The organism is Streptomyces sp. NPDC057438 (assembly GCF_042802995.1).
GTDB lineage: Bacteria > Actinomycetota > Actinomycetes > Streptomycetales > Streptomycetaceae > Streptomyces.
In genome coordinates this window covers 1-18,152 of sequence record NZ_JBHVDD010000004.1, presented here as the reverse complement: position 1 = coordinate 18,152, position 18,152 = coordinate 1, and the positions used below count along the sequence as shown (strand labels likewise).

Sequence of the window (18,152 nt, the reverse complement as noted above, 5' to 3'; positions counted from 1 at the left end):
CTCGAGATAGAACTGACCGGCCTCGGTAACTTGCGTCCGAAACTCCCCCCGCCGGCGGCTGATCGTCACCAGACCGCGGTCGCGTAGAGCGTAGGTTGACCGCCGCATGGTCGGGTCCTGTCCACATGGATCTTCATCGGTGGCAATACGCCTGAGTAGTGTGAGTTGGCGATCATTGAGAGCTTCCCACCGATACATGGTTACAAGTTCACAATGAATCGTGACGGGGCACAACGGTGGTTGACGGCTGGCTGTGACCAGGGATGCCAGAGCTGCTCCGAAACGCGCCCAGCGGTGCTCGACGGTGCCGTGGCCGGGAGCAGTCCACTGCCTTTGGTCTGTAGTCTGTTCGTAGATGTTCTGGCCTGATAACGGCCACAGAAGCTCCGCCCCGAGTGTCGGGGTGGAGCCTCTGCGCGTTGGAAGTGAAATCCGCTGCGCCATGGTTCGACTGCGTCCGCTGAGCTGGAGTGACGTCCGGGATTCCGTGTCGGCAGGTCTCTCATGGAGCGGCAGGGACCAGCGAGGGACCGCAAGGACAGGAATCAACCGACTAGGACCGCGCAAGGCCGACACAGGTGCACGCTTCTGACCTGCAAGAACGCCATGAATCGGCATGGATCGGCAAGGACCGCCAAGATTCCCAATGGACTCATAATCCGTCGGCCGTGGGTTCGAGTCCCACCCGCCCCACTTCAGCAGGTCTCTGACCTGCGGAAACGTTCCTCGTGAGGTGTCGGAGCGTCAACTACCGCTCAGCGGACCGAATCTGCTGCTCGCGAGTTCGACGGCGAGCGACGGGTGGCGGTAGGCATTGCGCTGACCTGCGTTAATGCGCCACAGCGTGGTGGGGGAAGAGCTCAAGGCCCGGGCTTCGATTGAGTCCTCGCAGGCCGTTGCCACGGGCCACCCCGTTCCTCATCGCCGACTGTGCGGCTGTGGAGGCTCTACTGCCTGAGGTCGATCGTGCGGACCGGCTGTCCCGTGGTGCGGGCGATGGTGTCGAAGTCGTGGTCGCAGTGGAGCAGTGTGAGCCCCGCTTCCTCGGCGGCGGCAGCCACGAGGAGGTCGACGGGGCCCGCGCTGCGGTGCTCACCCTTGGCGGTCAGCTGTTCCTGGACGACGCGGGAGCGGCGGTAGACGCCGTCCGGCATGGGGCACCAGACGTAGTGGGCGTCGAGCGCCGCCTTCACACGCGTACGGTCTGCGGCCGAACGGGCTGAGTAGAGGACCTCGAGTTCGGTGATGTCGCAGATCGCGACGAGGCCGGCGCCGATCCTGTCATCCCAGTCGGCCGTGTTCTGGCGGAGCAGGACGCGGGCGAGCGCGGAGGTGTCGATGAGGTAGTCGGCGACGGTCACTCATGCGCTCCGGGTGTCGGAGGCGGCGTCGGCTGTGCTCGTGGGCCGGTACTTGCTCTTGTCCAGGAGGAGTTCCATGTCGAGCGCACCGTCGGTCACCAGCTCGCGGGCTTCGTCGAGCGCGCGCAGACGCCGGTAACGGGCCGTGACTTCCCGCAGGGCGGTGTTGATGGTCTCGCGCTTGGTGGTGGTGCCGAGTTCCTTGGCCGCTTCTTCCAAGGCCTCGTCGTCGAGGTCGATCACGGTGCGACTCATGGGTGCCCTCCTGTGTATATCAACCGGAGTATACCAAGGTACAAGATCTTTTGTATATAGGTCCGTCGTGGGAAGGCAGCAGATGTCCTGGCCTGTCAAAACTGCTATTGAGGCCCCCTCGACAGCGGGGCGAGCCTCAGCCGGTTGGAAGGTCAATCCGCTGCCGACGTCTGTGAGCCGTCCGCCGGGGTGGGGCGTGGAGGGGTCCCACCCCGGTCGGGCCCCATCGGATGTACTTCGCCGGCTTGGTGGCGGCGTTGAGCAGGTACTCCAGGGGCCCGCGGCGGAAGAAGCGGGACCAGATCGCGGCGAACACGATCGCCCCGAGGACGAACATGAGCAGCGGCACCCAGCACTGCTCGGTGCCGGGCCCCGCCCGACCCCGAGCTCGGACAACCAGGACTGTACGACGAAGTGGCCCACGTAGGCGGTCAGGGACATGGTGCCCACGGCGACGACCGGTTTGGCCAGGCGGCTCAGTCGCGGGAGGCGGTCCATCGCCACCGTCGCGCCCACGATCATGAGGATCGCCACTCCCACGCTGCCGATGATGTCGAACGTGGTGCCGCTGTGCGGCCCGGCCGTGAAAGAGCGACGAGGCCGGAAAATGGGGCTCAGCGACCGGGCCGGGCACGGGCGGAATCTACTCGTACAGGCTTCCCGCCCAGCCCGCCTCGTCCGACCGCTACCCCCATCCGCTGTCCTCAATGAGAACCGGTCCGCTGCGGGCCCGTGATGCCTGCGAAGCCCTCGACCGCGAACTGCTGCCCAGGAACATCGAAGGCACCCGCGCCAAGCTGCAACGCTCCGTCAAGCTCGGCATCCTCACCGAGATCGACACCGGCAGCTTCGCCAGGAAAGCAGTGACCGACCAAGGCTCGCGAACAGCCGGGGAAGGGTCATGCCCCGCTGACGGCCGGCCCGCGACCTGAGCCCCTCCCCGCCGGCTCAGCGGGACACTGTCTCCAGCGCCGGGCGGGCGAGGACGCGGTTCAGCCAGGCCAGCAGGTCGCTGACGATCTCCTGTTTGTTGGTCTCGTGGAACAGCTCGTGGCGGGCTTCGGGATAACTGAGACAGGTCACGTCGATGAGGCCGGCCTCGCCGTAGCGTTCGACAAGCAGGTCGCTGAGTGCGAGATCGGCGTTCAGCGGATCGTGATCCCCGACCAGGACGCAGACGGGCAGATCCGCCGGGATGCCCTCGGGCTGGGCAAGTGACGCCGAGGCGATGGTGATGTCAGCCATGCCCTGGGCGTCGAGGCTGAAGCCGCACATGGGGTCGGCGAGGTAGGCGTCGACGGCCGGTTCGTCCCGGCTGAGCCAGTCGAACGGCGTGCGGCTGGGCTGGAACGCCTCGTTGAGCGCGAGCAACGGGTCTCCTCCCTCCGCGGCCTCCCGCGCCTGTGCCGCGAGCATGACGTCGACCGCGGTAGTACCGGCGAGGGCGAGTGCGTCGATCAGGTGGGCGTGGCCCAGGACGTACTGCTGCGCGGCGAAGGAACCGAGGCTGTGTCCGAGCAGCACCAGGGGCAGGCCGGGGTGCTGCTCGCGGACGGTCTCCGACAGGGTGACCATGTCACTGACGAGTCGGTTCCAGCCGTCGTCCCCGAGATGACCGGGCTCGGCGTGCCTGCTCAGTCCGTGTCCGCGGTGATCGTTGGCATAGACGGCGTAGCCCTCAGCGGTCAGTGCTGCCGCGAGTGGGGCATAACGGCCGGCGTGCTCTCCCATGCCGTGGGCGATCTGGACGACGGCTCGCGGGGGGGTCTTCTGCCTCCACTCGTGCACGTGGATCTGGACGCCGTCTTCGCTTTCGAAGGTGAACATCGGGTTCCTTGTCTTGGGTACGCGGGCAGCCCTGAGCGTCCGGCCGAGTTGTACGGGCCGAGTTGTACGGGGTGGGCCGGCCCGAGCGGTTCAGGCTCACGGTGGTTGGCGTGTACGACGGTCGCGGCCGCCCGGGTCAGACGTGCTGCTCGCCGAGGTAGCCGGCGATGATCCGGGACTGGTCGGCCCGGAGTTCCCGGGCCGCGGCGTGCGCGGTGATCTCGCCGTGGGAGAGGACGTAGCCGCGGTCGGCCATGTCGAGGGCGAGGCCGACGTGCTGTTCGACGAGCAGCACCCCGCAGCCGGTGTCGTCGGCATAGCGCCTGACGATGGGCAGCAACTCCTCGACGATGAGGGGTGCCAGACCGAGGCTGAGCTCGTCGAGCAGGAGCAGCTTGGGGCTGCGGGCCAGGGCCCGTCCCATGGCGAGCATCTGCTGCTCGCCGCCGGAGAGCAGTCCTGCCTTGCGGTCCTGGAGGCGGGACAGGGCGGGGAAGTATCGCTGGGCGGCCGCATGGTCGAGGCGCTCGCCCCGGTGACCGAGGCGTAGGTGTTCCGCCACCGTGAGGCCGGAGAAGATGCCTCGTCCTTCCGGAACGTGGGCGATGCCGAGGCGGGCGCGGGTCGCTGCCGGGCTCCTGCCGAGGTCCGTTCCGTTGAAAGTGATCGTGCCGGCAAGGGGGCGCAGCAGCGCGGAGACGGTCTTGAGCGTGGTGGTCTTCCCCGCTCCGTTGGCCCCGAGGAGGGCGACGACCTCTCCCGCGCCCACTTCGAGGTCGATCCCGCGGATGACGGGGGCTCCGTCGTATCCGGCAGTGAGGCCGGCCACCTCCAGGACGGGGGTACTCATGGTGTCTCCGATGTGCTGGTGAGGGCCTTGGCGGAGCCGGCGGTCGACGTGCCGGACGCGGTGGCAGGCTGGACGGCGGATGCCCCGAGGTAGGCGGTCACGACGGCGGGGTCGGTTCGGACCTGTGCCGGTGTCCCGGAGGCGATCACCTTGCCGAACTCCAGGACGACGACGTGGTCGCAGATACCCATCACGAGGCTCATGTCGTGGTCGATGAGGAGCAGCGCCGTTCCGGCCTCGGCGACCGCGCGCAGTCTGCGTCCGAGTTCGGCGCTCTCCGTCGTGTCCAGGCCGGCCGCGGGTTCGTCGAGACAGATGATGCGGGGGCGGGCTGCCAAGGCCCGTGCCACGCCGACGAGTTTGCGTCTGCCCTGGGACAGTTCGTGTGCCGAGGCGTCGGCCAGGTCCTCGAGTCCCAGGGCCGCGAGGGCCTGAGGGACAGCGAGGTTCGGGGACGGGCGGCGGCCGAAGGTCTCGCCGAGCGTGGTCCACCATGTCGAAGGGTCCGCCGTGACCTGGAGGTTCTCCGCGACCGTGAGGTCTTCGAAGAGTTCGCTGCTCTGGAAGGTGCGGGCGAGTCCTCGGCGGGCTCGTACATGGGGCGGCCGTCCCGTCAGGTCCTTGCCGTCCAGTTCCACCTTTCCCCGGGCGCCGACGAGGCCGGTGACCGCGTCCACGAAGGTGGTCTTGCCGGCCCCGTTGGGGCCGATGAGCCCCACGAGTCGGCCCTCGCCGACCTCCAGGGAGACATCGCTGAGTGCGTGGACGCCGCCGTAGCTGACGCCCAACTGCTGGACCGAGAGAACGTTCACGGTGCGACCTCCTTGGCGTCGGCAGTGGTACGGCCGAGGTGGATCTCCGGGGAGCCGACGGCCGACGCGTGGTCGGCCGGTGGTCCGGTCGTGGCCGACGCGCGTCTCGCCCTCTTCGCCGTCCTCCGGCGGTGGGCGGCGCCCGCGATGCCGTCGGGGTTGGCGATCAGCGTCACGATCAGGGAGACGCCGCCGAAGAGCAGGGCCCACGTCCCCTTGATCCCGAACCACTTGTCCAGCGCGTGGGGCAGCAGCGCTTCGGTGGACATCAGCCCCGCGATCACGGCTCCGGACACCATGGTGATGCCGCCGATGTAGGCGAAACCGATCAGGCCGAGGGCGGCCAGTGCGGTGAACCGGGCGGCGCTGACCGAACCGAAGTTGTAGCCATAGAGGGTGCCGGCGGCGCTGGCGATGAAGGAACTGATCGTGAACGCGGCGATCTTCACGGCCCGCACGTCGACACCGGCTGCCGCGGCGGCGCGCTCGTTGGAGCGGACGGCGAGCATCCGCCGGCCGAGTCCGGTGCGCCTGAGATGGGCGACGTACAGTCCGAGGGCGACGGTGACGGTCAGGACGAGGAAGCCGAACATGGGGCTGGGTTCGTTGCCGTCCAGGCCGCGGAAGTCCGCTTTCGGGCCGAGGTCGATCCCGAACAAGCGCGGCGGGGGTACGGACACTCCGGCCGTTCCGCCGAACGAGGTGTTGTTGAACAGCGCCTGTTCCATGGCCAGAGCAGCGGCCAGGGTGACGACGGCCAGGCTCACCCCCCGCACCCGCAGGGCCGAGACGCCCGCGGCCACTCCGAGCAGGGTGGCCAGCACCATCGCGCCGATGGCGGAGAACGGGAACGGGATCCCCCACCCGACCGAGAGGTGGGAGAGGACGAATCCCGCGGTTCCGGAGAGCGCGAGCTGCATCACGGAGATCTGTCCCACGTAGCCGGTGATGACGACGTAGGACAGGACGATGACCATGCCGATCAACGAGTTCGTGAGCGCCTGGCGGAAGTCGAAGGGGAGCACCACCAGTGCGACGGCGGCGACCGTGGCGGATATCAGAGCGGGACGCAGCAGCCGCTCCGGCAAGGGCACCGCGGGCAGCCGCTGTTCGACGAGTTCACCGCGGCGCGGCAGACCGGCACCCCGCACGTACAGGGCGACGACCATCAGGGCGAAGACGAGGAGCTGCTGGAGGCCGGGCATGGCGTTGCCGTTGTCGGTCGGGAACCAGCTCTGCGTGGACAGGTAGTACACGATCGACTGGAGCACTCCGATGAGGATGCCCGCGGTGCAGGCGATCCACAGCGAGGTGAACCCGGCGAAGAGGGCGGCGGCCAGGGCCGGGACCACCTGCAGGGGAAGCGTCATGGAGTCGACCTGGACGATGGGCGCGGCCAGGACACCGAGGAGCCCGGCGACCAGGGCGGCCAGGAGCGTGTTGGCCATCGAGACGCTGTTGGGTGACAGGCCTGCCAGAAGAGCGGCCTGTTCGTTCTCCGAGGCCGCGCGGGTGGCCAGGCCGAAGCGGCTCCACCGGTACAGGGCCCCGAGGACCAGGGCGATCACGACGACCAGTCCGGCCAGGACGAAGCGGTCGGAGGGTGTGGTGATGCCCAGCATGGTGACGGTGCCGGTCGGAAGGATGCTCGGTGCCTGCTGCGGCTGCACCCCGAAGACCAGGAGCACGGTGGCCTGCAGGGTGAGCAGGATGCCGAGGGAGGCCGCGAGCTTGGCCAGGGGCGAGACGGTGCGCAGCGGCTTGAAGACCGCCACCTCTGTCAGGACTCCGACGGCCGACGCGACTGCGAGCGCCCCGGCGAGAGCGGGTCCCACGGGCAGGGTGAACCCGAAGAAACCGGTGGTCAGGGCCCAGAAGGCATAGGCCGAGGCCATGGCGACCGCGCCGGTGGACAGGTTGATGATGCCCGAGCCCCGGTAGGTGACCACCACGCCGAGCGCGATGCCGGCGATCAGTGCCCCCTGGCCGAGGCCGAGGACGGCGAAGAGCAGGATCTGTTCCAATTCATGACTCCTGTCATGAGTCCGCAGGTCCGCGAGTCCGCGCTGCTGAGGCTGCGTCCTGCGAGGGCCGCAACCTCAGCGGCGGTGGGGCGGGCGGGGCTCACTGGGGCGGGCGGATCCAGTCGGTCAGGGGCTTGAACCGGCCCTTGCCTTCGTACTGGTAGAACCTCGCCTGGTCGTTGCAGACGGCGGGGGCGTCCGGGTACTTGCCGCACTTGACCTCTGCGGCGCCCATGATGACCGGCCCGGGGAACTTCTTGAGCTGCTCGCTCACGGACGCGGGGGTGATCTTGTCCGGGCCGATGGCGTTGAGCACCTTCGCGTACGTCAGGATCGTGCTCCAGCCCAGCGGCGCGAAGACCTTGGACTGGTCGTCCTTGCCCAGCCCGGCCTGGGCCGAGGCCTTCAGGAACGCCTTGGAGTCGGCGGCCGAGGAGTCCATCGGCAGCGTCTGGGCGACGCCGTACGTCCAGGTGGGCAGGTCCCCTCCGAGCCCCTGGGCGACATCGGGGGACATGCACAGCGGCGTGGAGACCACCGGCTTGGTGACATTGAGCTGCTTCAGTGCCTTGGCGATTCCGACGCATCCGCCACCGATGGAGATGGGGACCACGACATCCGCGGTGTTCGCCCCGGCCGCGGTGACCGGGCCGATCAGATCGGTCGACTGCGCGTCGAATCCGACGGACTTCACCTTCAGACCGGCGGCTTTCAGGCCCTTCACCGCTGCCCCTGAGGCGATCTTGTCGCCGGGCGTGCTCGTGTGGATCACCGCCGCGGTCTTCGCCTTCAGCACGTCACGGGCGTACGTGCCCCAGGTGCCGAAGATGTGGGGCAGGTCGCCGAACGTGCTGAAGGTGTTCTTCGCGGTGGGCATGGTCGGGCCCGTCGCCACTGCGACCAGCACGGGCTTCTTGCCCGCGATCACGGAGTTGAAGGAGGCGTCACCGAGGTAGAGATTGCCGACGCCGATGGCGGAGACCTCCTTGGCGCCCAGCAGTTGCTGGCCGCACTTCTGTCCCTCCTCCTCGGCGGACACCACCGTGCAGACGTTCAGCTTCAGCGGGTGCCCGCCGATGCCGCCCAGCCTGTCGTTGACGTACTTCACCGCGGCACGGGCACCGAGGGTGGCTTCGGGGTTGCCGCCGGGGCCGCCTTCGACGTTCACCCAGCCCAGGGTGACCGGGTCGAGGCCGGCGTCGGCCTTGCCCGCCTTTCCGCCGACGTAGCCGAGGTAGTCGGTCACGACGTCACTCGCCGGGCGGGAGTCCGACGTCGCGGAGGAGCCACCCCCGGAGGCGCCGGACGACGAGGGTGCGTCGGTGCCCGATCCGCCGCAAGCGGCGACGCCCAGCAGGGGCGCCATGGCGGCGGAGACGAGGCCGAGTCTGAGGGGGCGTGAGATTGCGGGCATGCGGGATCCTCCAGGATCGGAAAACGGCAGGGCGGTGCCCGGCACGGCATGCGGGGAGAGCGCGGAAGGCGGAGGAGGGGCAGGAGTGCGCACCGGGGTGACCGGTGCCTCGGTCCAGCCCGAGGAACTTCGAAAGACCAGGTGATCGGCGCTTTCGAGTTTCGTAACTTTCTTACGGATCGGGAATCTAGGTGTACGCTGGCGCCCTGTCAACGCCCCGGTTCACACCGAATTAACGATCATGCAATGGGAGGGAAGGACATGACGGAGCACGCCGTGAGACGCAGGCTCCCTCGGCGCTCACCCGAAGAGACCCGGGCCCTCATGCTGGAAGCGGCAACCCAGCTCGTCTGTGCCGGCACCTCCGACACGAGCGAGGCTGCCGTCTCCGCAGCCCTTGCTCATATCCGCGTCAAGCGGGTCACCGAGGAAGCCACCCGCATCATGCGGGAGAGACTGGGCGACGACACCGCACCGGCGATCACGACCGGATCCATCTACCAGATCTGGCCCGCCCAGGCCGACTTCCAGGCAGATCTCCTCTTCCATCTCACCAGCCGACAGGCCGAACTGGTCCCCGGGCTGCCGGAGAGCATCCGCCGTTTCAAGGAGGCGGTCGACACCGGCAAGACCTGGCAGGAGGCCCTCAACGACGTCCTGACGGACAACCACGAGAACCACCGTGTGGACCCGATCTATCGCGTGTTGCTCGGCTTCTATGCCAGCGCCGCCAACCCACGCGTCCGCGACGCCCTGGGGCACTACGGCGAGTCGTTCACCGAGGTCGCCTGCGAGGCGTACCAGGCGCTGCTGGACGCCTACGGGCTGCGCATGCGTGCGCCCTACAGGATCGAACACCTCGCCACCACCATCGCCGCCCTGCTCGACGGCTTCCACATGCGCTGGATCGCCGGACATCCCCACCTGGGGGACCCGGAAGGACGGGACCGCTGGTCCCTCGCCACCCGGGCCGCGGTGATGGTGTTCGACCAGTTCACCGAACCGGCGTAGGTGGGTGCGTACATCCATGCGTCGATGAGCGCGGAGCGTCTGCGCAGGGGATCGGCAGACTGCTGCGGACGGGTTCGAAACCCGCCTTCGAGCCGGCGTGGTCGAGGTTGCCGTGCCGGTCGCCGCGGGCGGCCCGCACGAGGGCGAAGTCGGTGGTGATGGCCTCGTCCAGGACGTATGTCCGGCCGTGGAACTCCCGCGTCTCCTTGGGCGGGGAGGCCGAGGCGATGCTGCCGTCGGGGCCGTAGCGCCAGGGCAGTCCGCCATCGGCGACCTGGGTGCCGACCCCGGCCGGGGTGTGGAAGGCGGGGATGCCGGTGCCGCCGGCGCGCAGCCGTTCGGCGAGGGTGCCCTGCGAGGTCAGCGCCACGCCGTGGCGGTCTCTGATGAACGGCGAGGCGCCGAGATCCTGCTCGAGCGCGCGGATCTGCCGGCTGAGCACCGGCTGCGCGATATGCAGCTCATCGGCGGCCGGGGCCGGCGGGCGGGTAGGGGGCTGCCCGAAGGGGGTGAGGTCCGAAGGGGGACGCGGAACGGCCCGTACTGGAAACAGCCCGGAGAGGGCCGACGGGCGTTGCGGGAGGGGCCTGTTCGTCGTCGCTCTGGTGGGTGCCGGTCATGCGGGTCACGACTTCTTGGCGTCGATCTCGGAGAGGAGGCCCTCGATGAGGGCCTTGATCTCGTCGCGGATGGGGCGGACGGCTTCGACGCCCTGGCCGGCGGGGTCTTCGAGCTGCCAGTCGAGGTAGGTCTTGCCGGGGAAGTACGGGCAGGCGTCGCCGCATCCCATGGTGATGATGTAGTCGGATGCCTGGGCGGCCTCGGGGGTGAGGACCTTCGGGGTCTGGTCGGAGATGTCGATGCCGAGTTCGGCCATCGCCGCCACGGCGGATGGGTTGATCTTGTCGCCGGGCAGGGAGCCGGCGGAGCGGACCTCGACGCGGTCGCCGGCGAGGTGGCGCAGGAACCCGGCGGCCATCTGGGAGCGGCCGGCATTGTGGATGCAGACGAACAGCACGGATGCGAGCGGACTGGCAGACATCGTTCTTCCTTCGGGGCGGGCGGGCTGCGGCACGCCATCGGCCTGCGGCATGATTCAGTCCAAGCTGGTATCAGTCCTGGGTGATGTGACAGTATCAGTCCATGATGACGTCAGTCGACACTGATCTGATCCGGGTTCTGGCCGACCCGCTCAGGCTCCGGATCGTGACCCTCCTCGCGCGCGAGACGCTGTGCACCACCCACCTCGTGGAGGAGACGAGGGCGAAGCAGACGAACCTGTCCAACCATCTGAAGGTGCTGCGCGAGGCCGGGGTCGTCGAGACGGAGCCGTGCGGGAGGTACATCTACTACCGCCTGCGCCCGGAAGTCATCGAAACGCTCGCCGGTCAATTCGCCGGTCTCGCCCGAACCGCGCGCGCCACCGCCGACGCGAACCTCAAGCGGCCCTGTCCCTAGCCTTCCGCGCGTTGCCTCACCTGCCCGAGGAGAACCCCGTCTTGACCGCCACCGAAACCGCAGCGAGTGACGCCGTAGCCGCCGACCCGTCGCCGCAGCCCGCACCCGGCGCGACCCCGCCCCGTAGGCCCTTGGCCGCCCGCGCGGCCGCGGAGCTGGTCGGGACCGCCGCCTTGGTGGCGATCGTGGTCGGCTCCGGCATCCAGGCCACCGAGCTGACCGACGATGTCGCCCTGCAACTGCTGGCCAACTCCACCGCCACCGTCTTCGGCCTCGGCGTCCTGATCGCCCTCCTCGGCCCGGTCTCCGGCGCCCACTTCAACCCGGCCGTCAGCCTCGCCGAGTGGTGGACCGCCCGCCGCGGCGACGCCGGGGTCACCCCGCGCGAGCTGGCCGTGTACGTGCCCGCCCAGATCGCCGGTGCGATCGCGGGCGCGATCCTGGCCGATGCGATGTTCGGCAAGCCGCTGGTGAAGTGGTCCACCCACGACCGCTCCGCGGGCAACCTGCTCCTCGGCGAGGTGGTGGCGACGGCGGGCCTGATCCTGCTGATCTTCGGGCTGGCGCGTACGGACCGGCTACGGTTCGCGCCCGTCGCGGTCGCCTCCTACATCGGCGCCGCGTACTGGTTCACGTCCTCCACCTCCTTCGCCAATCCGGCGGTCACCATCGGCCGCGCGTTCACCGACACCTTCGCCGGCATCGCCCCCTCCTCGGTGGCCGCGTTCATCGGCACGCAGCTGATCGGTGTCGTGGTGGGCCTGGCACTGGTCGCCCTGATCTTCATGGAGGCCAAGCGCGACAAGGGCGCCGAGGGGGCGTCCGCGGGATGACGCGGCGCGCGGACGTGGTGGTGATCGGCGGCGGGCAGGCCGGGCTCGCTGCCGGCTACCACCTGCGCCGACTGGGCATCGATTTCGTCGTCCTCGACGCGCGGCCGGCACCCGGCGGTGCCTGGCAGCACACCTGGGACTCGCTTCGGCTGTTCTCACCAGCGGCGTACTCCTCCCTGCCCGGCCGGCTCATGCCCGCCCAGGAGGGCCAGACCTGTCCGGACGCCGCGCACGTGGTCGCCTACCTTGTCGACTACGAGAAGCGGTACGGACTGCCCGTCCAGCACGGGGTCCGGGTGGACGCGGTCCACGACGAGGGGACTCTGCTGCGGGTCGGGACGGACAGCGGTACCTGGCGGGCGCGCACCGTCGTCAGTGCGACCGGCACCTGGACGCGGCCCTTCGTTCCCGCGGTCGAGGGGCGCCGCGAGTTCGCCGGCCGCCAGCTCCACACCGTCCAGTACAAGGACCCGGCCGCGTTTGCCGGGCAGCGGGTGGTCGTGGTGGGCGGAGGCAACTCCGGCGCCCAGATCGCCGCCGACCTCACCGGCCATGCGCAGGTGACGTGGGCGACGCGGCGGCCGCCGCGCTACCTCGCCGACGACATCGACGGTCGGGTCCTCTTCGACACCGCGACCGCCCGCCGCCGCGCCCTGGACGAAGGCCGTACCGACACGGGAGGCGTGGCCTTCCTCGGCGACATCGTCGCCGTCCCCCCGGTGCGCGCCGCCCGCGACGCCGGCCTCCTGGCCGCACGCCCGATGTTCACCCGGCTCACCGCGACCGGCGCCCAGTGGGCAGACGGCAGCCAGCAGGACGTCGACGCGGTCATCTGGTGCACCGGCTTCCGCCCTGCCCTTGCCCACCTCGCCGGACTGCGTCTGCGCGCGGCCCGCGGCCACATCGCCACCGACGGCACCCGCGCCACCGACGATCCGCGCCTGCACTTCCTCGGCTACGGCGACTGGACCGGACCCGCCTCCGCCACCCTGATCGGCGTCGGCCGGACGGCCCGCGAAGCCGCCCGCGAGATCCGAGACCTGCTCGCCTGACAGCCCGGCGACCGCCCCTACGGTGGAGTACCGATGGCCGGGCGGCAGGAAGGCGCCGCGGATGCCTCAACCACACCGCGCCGCACCGGACCGGAGTGAGGCCCACCAGGAACGAACCGGTACGGCAGTTCTGCCTTGTCGAACGCCGTTCACCAGGAGGCCCGCGTCTCGACGGTGGCGTTGCCCTCGTCGATCCCGACCTGATGGATCGCCAGGACCTGCTCGGCGTGCCCGGGTCGCGTCGCGGCTGTCCGCACCCCGCTCACGCGGTCGCCCTGGCGGCGCCGGACAGGAGAGCGCCCATGGCGGCGAGGACGGCCGGCTCGACCCGGTAGTACACCCACGTTCCGCGCCGCTCGGAGGACAACAGCCCGGCCTCCTTCAGTTTCTTGAGGTGATGGGAGACGGTGGGCTGGGAGACGCCGACGTCGGAGATGTCGCACACGCAGGCTTCACCACCCTCGTGGGAGGCGACGGCGGAGAACAGACGCAGCCGGACGGGGTCGCCGAGGGCCTTGAACATCTTCGCCGCGACCTCGGCCTCGCCTGCGGACATGGGGCGCTCGTTCAACGGAGGGCAGCACGGGGCGACGGCCTCGGGCTCCAGGAGCGGCAGAACCTTCGCATTCGACATACGTCTATGTTGACACATGTCGAATCAGGCCGGTAGGGCGGGAAAACCACCGGCGGGCCGGATGCCCGGCCAGGCGGTGCGCTGTCCGGCCTGCGTCCCGGCCGGCGCCGCGCAGGGTGTTCGAGGACGGGCTGCGCTGCCACTCCGGCCCGGCGTACGCGAGACCCCGGTGGGTGACGGAGGTGCCGTCGCGGTGCAGGGGGCGCCCGGCCGCATCCAGGGTGCCGTCAAGGCCGGCGAGGTAGGGCAGGTGGGTCCCGGTAGCCGGTCGCAAGGATCACCGCGTCCGCCTCCTTCATCGTCCCGTCCGCCCAGGTGACCTTGTCGCCGTCGATGCGCATGGACACCGGGCGACGCTCGGGCGGGTCCGCGGCGGGAGCGGCGCGGTGGCGGCCGTCGTCCCGGGACGGGCTGGGCGGGCGGGGTGCGCGGGACGCGGCCGGGCAGGGCGGTGTCCAGACCCGTACGCGTCAGCCGGAAGTGCAGGTCCTGGCCCGGCGGGCGCTGCCGGGCCGACGTCACCGGCGCCCGGCCGGTGCGGTCCGGCTGGTGCGGGCGAGTTCGGTGGCGACCTGGACCGCCGGGTTTCCCGCCCCCATCACCACGACCCGTTGCCCCGCGAACGCCCCGGGTCCGCGGTGGTCCGCTCCATGCGGGAGGCGGCCCGTGGAGGACTCCAGCCCCAGCGGCGCCGGCCGGCAGGGATTGCTGAAGCTCCCCGACGCCGCGATGACGGCCGGCCCGGGCTGTCAGGGCGGCCCTGCCTTCCACCTCGTTCCGGAACCGGCCGTGTGCCTCGGCCGCGACGCGGGCCACGCGGCAGGCGGTGCGGATCTCCGCATCCGGGCGGGCGGCGTAGTGGTCCAGGTGGGCGACGGCCTCGTCGCGACCCGGCCGTCCGGTCCGACGCCTCCAGTGCCGCCGGCTTCAGTCCCGCCCGGAGCAGGGTGTGTGCGGCCGCAGGGTCGGCCTGGTCGCCACCGATGGCCGCCATGTCGGCGTGCTCCATGAACAGCCCTGAACAGCCCTGAACAGTCCCTTGAATTCGACAAATGTCTATGTTGACGTTTGTCGAATCAGATGCCATGCTGACATGCGAGACATCGACAGTCATCGAAACACCGAGGGAGTCGTCATGGCCGAGCAGGTCACCCCCGCCACCGCCGAGACCGCGGCCTCCTGTTGCGGCACCGCCCCCGCACGGCCCGTCGCCGAGACGGTCCCCACCCGGTCCTCGCCGTGCTGCGGCACCGACAAGGACACGGAGGCGGCCGGATCCTGCTGCGCGCCGGAGGCGAAGCGCGAAGCCGTCGCCACCGGCGCCGGCTGCTGCTGATCACCCGAGCCCACCCCGCCCATCCGCCTGCTGCACGAAGATCCCGGAGACACGTCATGAGCGAGACCACCACCGAGCTGCCCGTCGTCGTGATCGGGGCCGGCCCCGCCGGCCTGGCCGCCGCCGCCCACCTCCACGAGCGCGGCCTGGACTTCCTCGTCCTCGAAGCCGGCCCCCACCCCGGAACGGCCACGCGTGAGTGGTCGCACGTGCGTCTGTTCTCCACCTGGGGTGAAGTCGTCGACCCGGCCGCCGAGAAGCTCCTCGCACAGGCCGGCTGGACCCGGCCCGACCCTGCCACCTACCCCACCGGCGGGGACTGGGCCGCCCTCTACCTCCAGCCCCTCGCCGACACTCTCGGCGACCGCGTCCGCTACCAGGCCCGCGTCACCGGCGTCTCCCGTGCGGGCCGGGACCGGATCGTCGACGCCGACCGCGATACCCAGCCCTTCACCGTCCACTTGGAGACCACCGGCGGCCGCGAGGAGCGCCTGTTCGCCCGCGCGGTCATCGACGCCTCCGGCACCTGGTCCACCCCCGGCCCCGCCGGCGCCGGGGGCCTCGCAGCCCTGGGGGAGAAGGCTGCCGCGGACCGGGTCACCTACCGCGTCCCCGACCTGAGGGACCCGGCCGTCCGTGCCCGGTACGCGGGCAAGCGCACGGCCGTGATCGGCTCCGGCGCCTCCGCCTTCACCGCCCTCGCCTATCTCGCCGATCTGGCCAGGACAGACGACGGCACCGGCACGCACGCCACCTGGATCCTGCGCCGAGGGATCTCCGGCTCCACCTTCGGCGGCGGCGACGCCGACCAGTTGCCCGCCCGCGGCGCACTGGGACTCGCGGCCAAGGCCGCGGTGGATGGCGGCTACGCCGACGCGGTCACCGGCTTCCGCACCGACGCCTTCGAGCGGGACGGTGACGGCCGCCTGGTCCTGGTCGGCGAGGACGGCCGCCGCCTGGACGCGGTGGACGAGGTCATCGTGCTGACCGGCTTCCGCCCCGACCTGACCTTCCTCGGCGAACTCCGCCTCGGCCTGGACGAGCGCCTGCAGGCCCCGCTCGACCTCGCGCCGCTGATCGACCCCAACCAGCACTCCTGCGGCACCGTCTACCCCCACGGCCAGGCCGAGCTCTCCCACCCGGAGAAGGACGTCTACCTCGTCGGCATGAAGTCCTACGGCCGCGCCCCGACCTTCCTGGCCATGACCGGCTATGAGCAGGTCCGCTCGATCGCCGCCCACCTCGCCGGTGACCGTGAGGCCGCCGAGCGCGTCGAACTCACCCTCCCCGAAACCGGCGTCTGCGGCGGCGCCGGCCTCTTCGACCAGCCGGAGACCGCCGAGCAGAGCGGCGGCGGATGCTGCGCGGCACCGGCCACCCTCACCGTCGGCGCTCCCGCTGCCGCAGTCTCCTCCGGCGGCTGCTGACGGTACCGAACCCCAAGGCCGGCGTGGCCGCGACCGGGACGGGGGTCCGGCCGCGGCCACGCGCCGTGCTGCCCACCCTCTGCGCCACGCGGATCACCAGCTGGGGCGTCCTCTCCTACGCCTTCCCCGTCCTCAACCTCGCCATCACCGATAGCGGTATCACGGCTGCGCGACGCCCCGTCCGGCATCAGTCCTCAACACTCTGACCAGCAGGCTGCGTCAGTTCGAGACCCACGCCATCGTCATCCGCACCGCCTACGCGGAGATCCCCACGCGTCGAATACGGACGCACCCCCTCACTGAGGGGGTGCGCGACGTCCTCGACGCCATGGGCGCGCGGGCTCAGGCGGTCCCCGACCCCGAGCCCGAGCCCGACGCCGCCACCTGACGCCGGCGCCGGTGCGCCGCACTCACGCTGGTCCGGCCAGCCTCTGTCGCAGGGCGTCGTTGTCATCGTGATGGACGACCTCGTCGAAGCGCAGCCGCAGCCCGTGCTTGGCCAGTAGGCCGGCCACGATCACGTCGAGCTGTTCGCGGTGTTCCTTGGTGCCAGCCTGTACGTATGCCTCGCGCACCGTTTGCTGGATGGGCGGCTGCCCCGGGGCCCTGCCCGCCCTGTCTCCGGCAGGTGGGCTCCGCGAGCCGGGTCGGCGGAGCGCGGCGATCGCAGTCCGGGGCGAGTGCGCCCTGGAGGGTTGTGTTCGTCCCGATACGGGACTGTCAAGGAGTGAGTGTCATGACCGTTCCCGCCTTCAGGACGTCACCGCGACCGTCGGGCGCGCCGGCGAACCGGGGCCGCGGTGTTCAAGGAGCCGGTCTCCGACTCTGCGGGCTTCAGCTTCGCCCGGCTGCGGGACACGGCCGGCAACGCATCGACAAAGTCATCGCCTCCGCCGGTATCGCCGACTGAATCGTGGACTGATGGGCCGGGCCGTGTTCAGCGGGCCCGGGTCATCAGCCCATGGGCACCGCCGAGCCGGCGCGGCTCACGAAGCCGGTCGGCCCGGCTGCCTCGGCGCCCGCACGGCCGGCACCGGCGTCTGCGCGGCGGCCTTCCGCTCCGCGTCCAGGGCACGTCCGGCCGCCCGCAGCGTACTGAGGACCGCGGTCACCTCGCGTACGGACTGCTCGGGAATCACCGACCCGATACGCAGTTCCAGCTCCTCCTCGAAGACCTTCAGCGCACCGCCGACCAGCTTCCGCCCTTCGGGAGTCAGTTCGACGATCGAGGAACGGCGGTCGTTCGGATTGGCCCGCCGCCCGCACAGGCCCGCCGCCTCAAGGCGATCGACCACCTTGCTCGTGCCGCCCACCGTGATCGAGAACTTCTCGGCAATGTCCTGGACCCGCCGCCCGGGCTGCTGGTGCAGCAGGTGCAGCACCTCGAACGAGGTCAGCGGCAGATCGTACTCCGCCCTCAATCGCCCCTCGATGCCATCCCACAGCTCGATCTCCAGCGAGACCAGTTCCCGGTACAGCAGCTTCAGGTCGGCGTCGGCCATCAGTCGCCTTCCGAAGAATTATCTTCCATGGACTGCTGATCGTAGGCTACCGCCGTCCCCGTCCAGTGGGCTGGAGTGAGTACCTCGTGCGGCCCGACCTGGTTGCGGGTTCGGTACCGACGGGCAGTCGTCCAGGGGCAGCACCCGTCGTCCCGTCCGCCTCCTCTGCTTGTGCGACGACCCCGCATTCCCCGACGAACTCGCGGTCAAGGCGGGGGACGCGGAGCGGTCCCTCTTCAGCGGAGTCGACCCCGTCCTGACCGCCGAGGCGGTCGGGCGTCTCAACTGGCAGGGCATGCGCGCCTTCACTCGCCGAGGCGGTTGCCCGGGCTGCCACCGGCGGCTGACTTCGGGGG

Annotated in this window: 19 protein-coding genes and 4 pseudogenes; 9 read left to right on the top strand and 14 right to left on the bottom strand. The window is 70.3% G+C overall.

The features are described 5' to 3' along the window. Positions 1–947: 947 nt before the first annotated feature. From ACFU5F_RS04180 to ACFU5F_RS04170, 3 genes and pseudogenes are all read right to left on the bottom strand, one after another. The gene (locus tag ACFU5F_RS04180) at positions 948–1,361 is read right to left on the bottom strand and encodes a PIN domain nuclease (RefSeq protein WP_328482038.1); all 414 of its coding nucleotides are present in this window, start codon (positions 1,359–1,361) and stop codon (positions 948–950) included. Continuing rightward, complete coding sequence (locus ACFU5F_RS04175) at positions 1,362–1,616, bottom strand: type II toxin-antitoxin system VapB family antitoxin (protein WP_383881650.1); 255 nt, start codon at positions 1,614–1,616, stop codon at positions 1,362–1,364. It abuts the gene before it with no gap. 226 nt (positions 1,617–1,842) lie between these two features. Continuing rightward, positions 1,843–2,198 (bottom strand): annotated as a pseudogene (locus ACFU5F_RS04170) (DUF418 domain-containing protein); the annotation flags it as partial. A 125-nt stretch (positions 2,199–2,323) separates the two neighbouring features. On the opposite strand from ACFU5F_RS04170, the gene ACFU5F_RS04165 reads away from it, so the two are divergent. Next, on the top strand, positions 2,324–2,548 hold the full coding sequence (locus ACFU5F_RS04165; protein WP_383881647.1) for a hypothetical protein: 225 nt from the start codon (positions 2,324–2,326) through the stop codon (positions 2,546–2,548). A gap of 16 nt (positions 2,549–2,564) precedes the next feature. On the opposite strand, the gene ACFU5F_RS04160 is transcribed toward ACFU5F_RS04165, so the two are convergent. The 5 genes from ACFU5F_RS04160 to ACFU5F_RS04140 form a co-directional block, all read right to left on the bottom strand. Next, complete coding sequence (locus ACFU5F_RS04160) at positions 2,565–3,443, bottom strand: alpha/beta hydrolase (RefSeq protein WP_383881645.1); 879 nt, start codon at positions 3,441–3,443, stop codon at positions 2,565–2,567. 136 nt (positions 3,444–3,579) lie between these two features. After that, positions 3,580–4,293, bottom strand: a complete 714-nt coding sequence (locus ACFU5F_RS04155; protein WP_383881642.1) for an ABC transporter ATP-binding protein — start codon at positions 4,291–4,293, stop codon at positions 3,580–3,582. Further along, a complete protein-coding gene (locus ACFU5F_RS04150; RefSeq protein WP_383881639.1) occupies positions 4,290–5,105 on the bottom strand; it encodes an ABC transporter ATP-binding protein in 816 nt (271 codons plus the stop codon). Before ACFU5F_RS04150 ends, ACFU5F_RS04155 begins: the two co-directional genes overlap by 4 nt. Beyond that, positions 5,102–7,129, bottom strand: a complete 2,028-nt coding sequence (locus tag ACFU5F_RS04145) for a branched-chain amino acid ABC transporter permease (protein WP_383881636.1) — start codon at positions 7,127–7,129, stop codon at positions 5,102–5,104. Before ACFU5F_RS04145 ends, ACFU5F_RS04150 begins: the two co-directional genes overlap by 4 nt. A 100-nt stretch (positions 7,130–7,229) precedes the next feature. After that, entirely contained in the window at positions 7,230–8,543 is a 1,314-nt protein-coding gene (locus tag ACFU5F_RS04140; RefSeq protein WP_383881634.1) for an ABC transporter substrate-binding protein, read from the bottom strand. Positions 8,544–8,867: 324 nt separating this feature from the next. Between ACFU5F_RS04140 and ACFU5F_RS04135 the strand changes: the two genes are divergently transcribed. After that, complete coding sequence (locus ACFU5F_RS04135; protein ID WP_383881632.1) at positions 8,868–9,554, top strand: hypothetical protein; 687 nt, start codon at positions 8,868–8,870, stop codon at positions 9,552–9,554. 67 nt (positions 9,555–9,621) lie between these two features. Here ACFU5F_RS04135 and ACFU5F_RS04130 read toward each other — a convergent pair. Together ACFU5F_RS04130 and ACFU5F_RS04125 are read right to left on the bottom strand one after the other, a co-directional pair. Continuing rightward, a pseudogene (locus tag ACFU5F_RS04130) lies at positions 9,622–10,014 on the bottom strand (CoA-transferase); the annotation flags it as partial. A 165-nt stretch (positions 10,015–10,179) separates the two neighbouring features. Next, positions 10,180–10,596, bottom strand: a complete 417-nt coding sequence (locus ACFU5F_RS04125) for an arsenate reductase ArsC (RefSeq protein ID WP_383881629.1) — start codon at positions 10,594–10,596, stop codon at positions 10,180–10,182. 101 nt (positions 10,597–10,697) lie between these two features. Between ACFU5F_RS04125 and ACFU5F_RS04120 the strand changes: the two genes are divergently transcribed. From ACFU5F_RS04120 to ACFU5F_RS04110, 3 genes are read left to right on the top strand one after another with little or no spacing between them, the layout of a single operon-like run. Beyond that, the gene (locus tag ACFU5F_RS04120; protein ID WP_383881626.1) at positions 10,698–11,012 is read left to right on the top strand and encodes an ArsR/SmtB family transcription factor; all 315 of its coding nucleotides are present in this window, start codon (positions 10,698–10,700) and stop codon (positions 11,010–11,012) included. Between the two features lie 41 nt (positions 11,013–11,053). Then, entirely contained in the window at positions 11,054–11,845 is a 792-nt protein-coding gene (locus ACFU5F_RS04115) for an aquaporin (RefSeq protein WP_383881623.1), read from the top strand. Then, the gene (locus tag ACFU5F_RS04110; protein ID WP_383881620.1) at positions 11,842–12,897 is read left to right on the top strand and encodes an ArsO family NAD(P)H-dependent flavin-containing monooxygenase; all 1,056 of its coding nucleotides are present in this window, start codon (positions 11,842–11,844) and stop codon (positions 12,895–12,897) included. Before ACFU5F_RS04115 ends, ACFU5F_RS04110 begins: the two co-directional genes overlap by 4 nt. 262 nt (positions 12,898–13,159) lie before the next feature. Here ACFU5F_RS04110 and ACFU5F_RS04105 read toward each other — a convergent pair whose 3' ends face one another. After that, positions 13,160–13,531, bottom strand: coding sequence for an ArsR/SmtB family transcription factor (locus ACFU5F_RS04105; protein ID WP_383881617.1), 372 nt, complete (start codon positions 13,529–13,531; stop codon positions 13,160–13,162). Positions 13,532–14,049: 518 nt separating this feature from the next. Then, positions 14,050–14,211 (bottom strand): hypothetical protein, encoded by a 162-nt coding sequence (locus ACFU5F_RS04100; RefSeq protein WP_383882060.1) that lies wholly within the window; start codon positions 14,209–14,211, stop codon positions 14,050–14,052. A 413-nt stretch (positions 14,212–14,624) separates the two neighbouring features. Here ACFU5F_RS04100 and ACFU5F_RS04095 point away from each other — a divergent pair, with 413 nt between their 5' ends. The 3 genes and pseudogenes from ACFU5F_RS04095 to ACFU5F_RS04085 form a co-directional block, all read left to right on the top strand. Beyond that, entirely contained in the window at positions 14,625–14,867 is a 243-nt protein-coding gene (locus ACFU5F_RS04095; RefSeq protein ID WP_383881614.1) for a hypothetical protein, read from the top strand. Positions 14,868–14,923: 56 nt separating this feature from the next. Beyond that, entirely contained in the window at positions 14,924–16,294 is a 1,371-nt protein-coding gene (locus tag ACFU5F_RS04090; RefSeq protein ID WP_383881611.1) for an FAD-dependent oxidoreductase, read from the top strand. After that, positions 16,291–16,449 (top strand): annotated as a pseudogene (locus ACFU5F_RS04085) (MFS transporter); the annotation flags it as partial. The gene ACFU5F_RS04090 and the pseudogene ACFU5F_RS04085, both read left to right, overlap by 4 nt. A 255-nt stretch (positions 16,450–16,704) precedes the next feature. On the opposite strand, the gene ACFU5F_RS04080 reads toward ACFU5F_RS04085, so the two are convergent. Together ACFU5F_RS04080 and ACFU5F_RS04075 are read right to left on the bottom strand one after the other, a co-directional pair. Continuing rightward, positions 16,705–16,869 (bottom strand): hypothetical protein, encoded by a 165-nt coding sequence (locus tag ACFU5F_RS04080; protein ID WP_383881609.1) that lies wholly within the window; start codon positions 16,867–16,869, stop codon positions 16,705–16,707. A gap of 411 nt (positions 16,870–17,280) precedes the next feature. Further along, on the bottom strand, positions 17,281–17,796 hold the full coding sequence (locus ACFU5F_RS04075; protein WP_383881606.1) for a MarR family winged helix-turn-helix transcriptional regulator: 516 nt from the start codon (positions 17,794–17,796) through the stop codon (positions 17,281–17,283). Positions 17,797–17,965: 169 nt separating this feature from the next. Here ACFU5F_RS04075 and ACFU5F_RS04070 point away from each other — a divergent pair. Beyond that, positions 17,966–18,152, top strand: a pseudogene (locus ACFU5F_RS04070) (hypothetical protein); the annotation flags it as partial.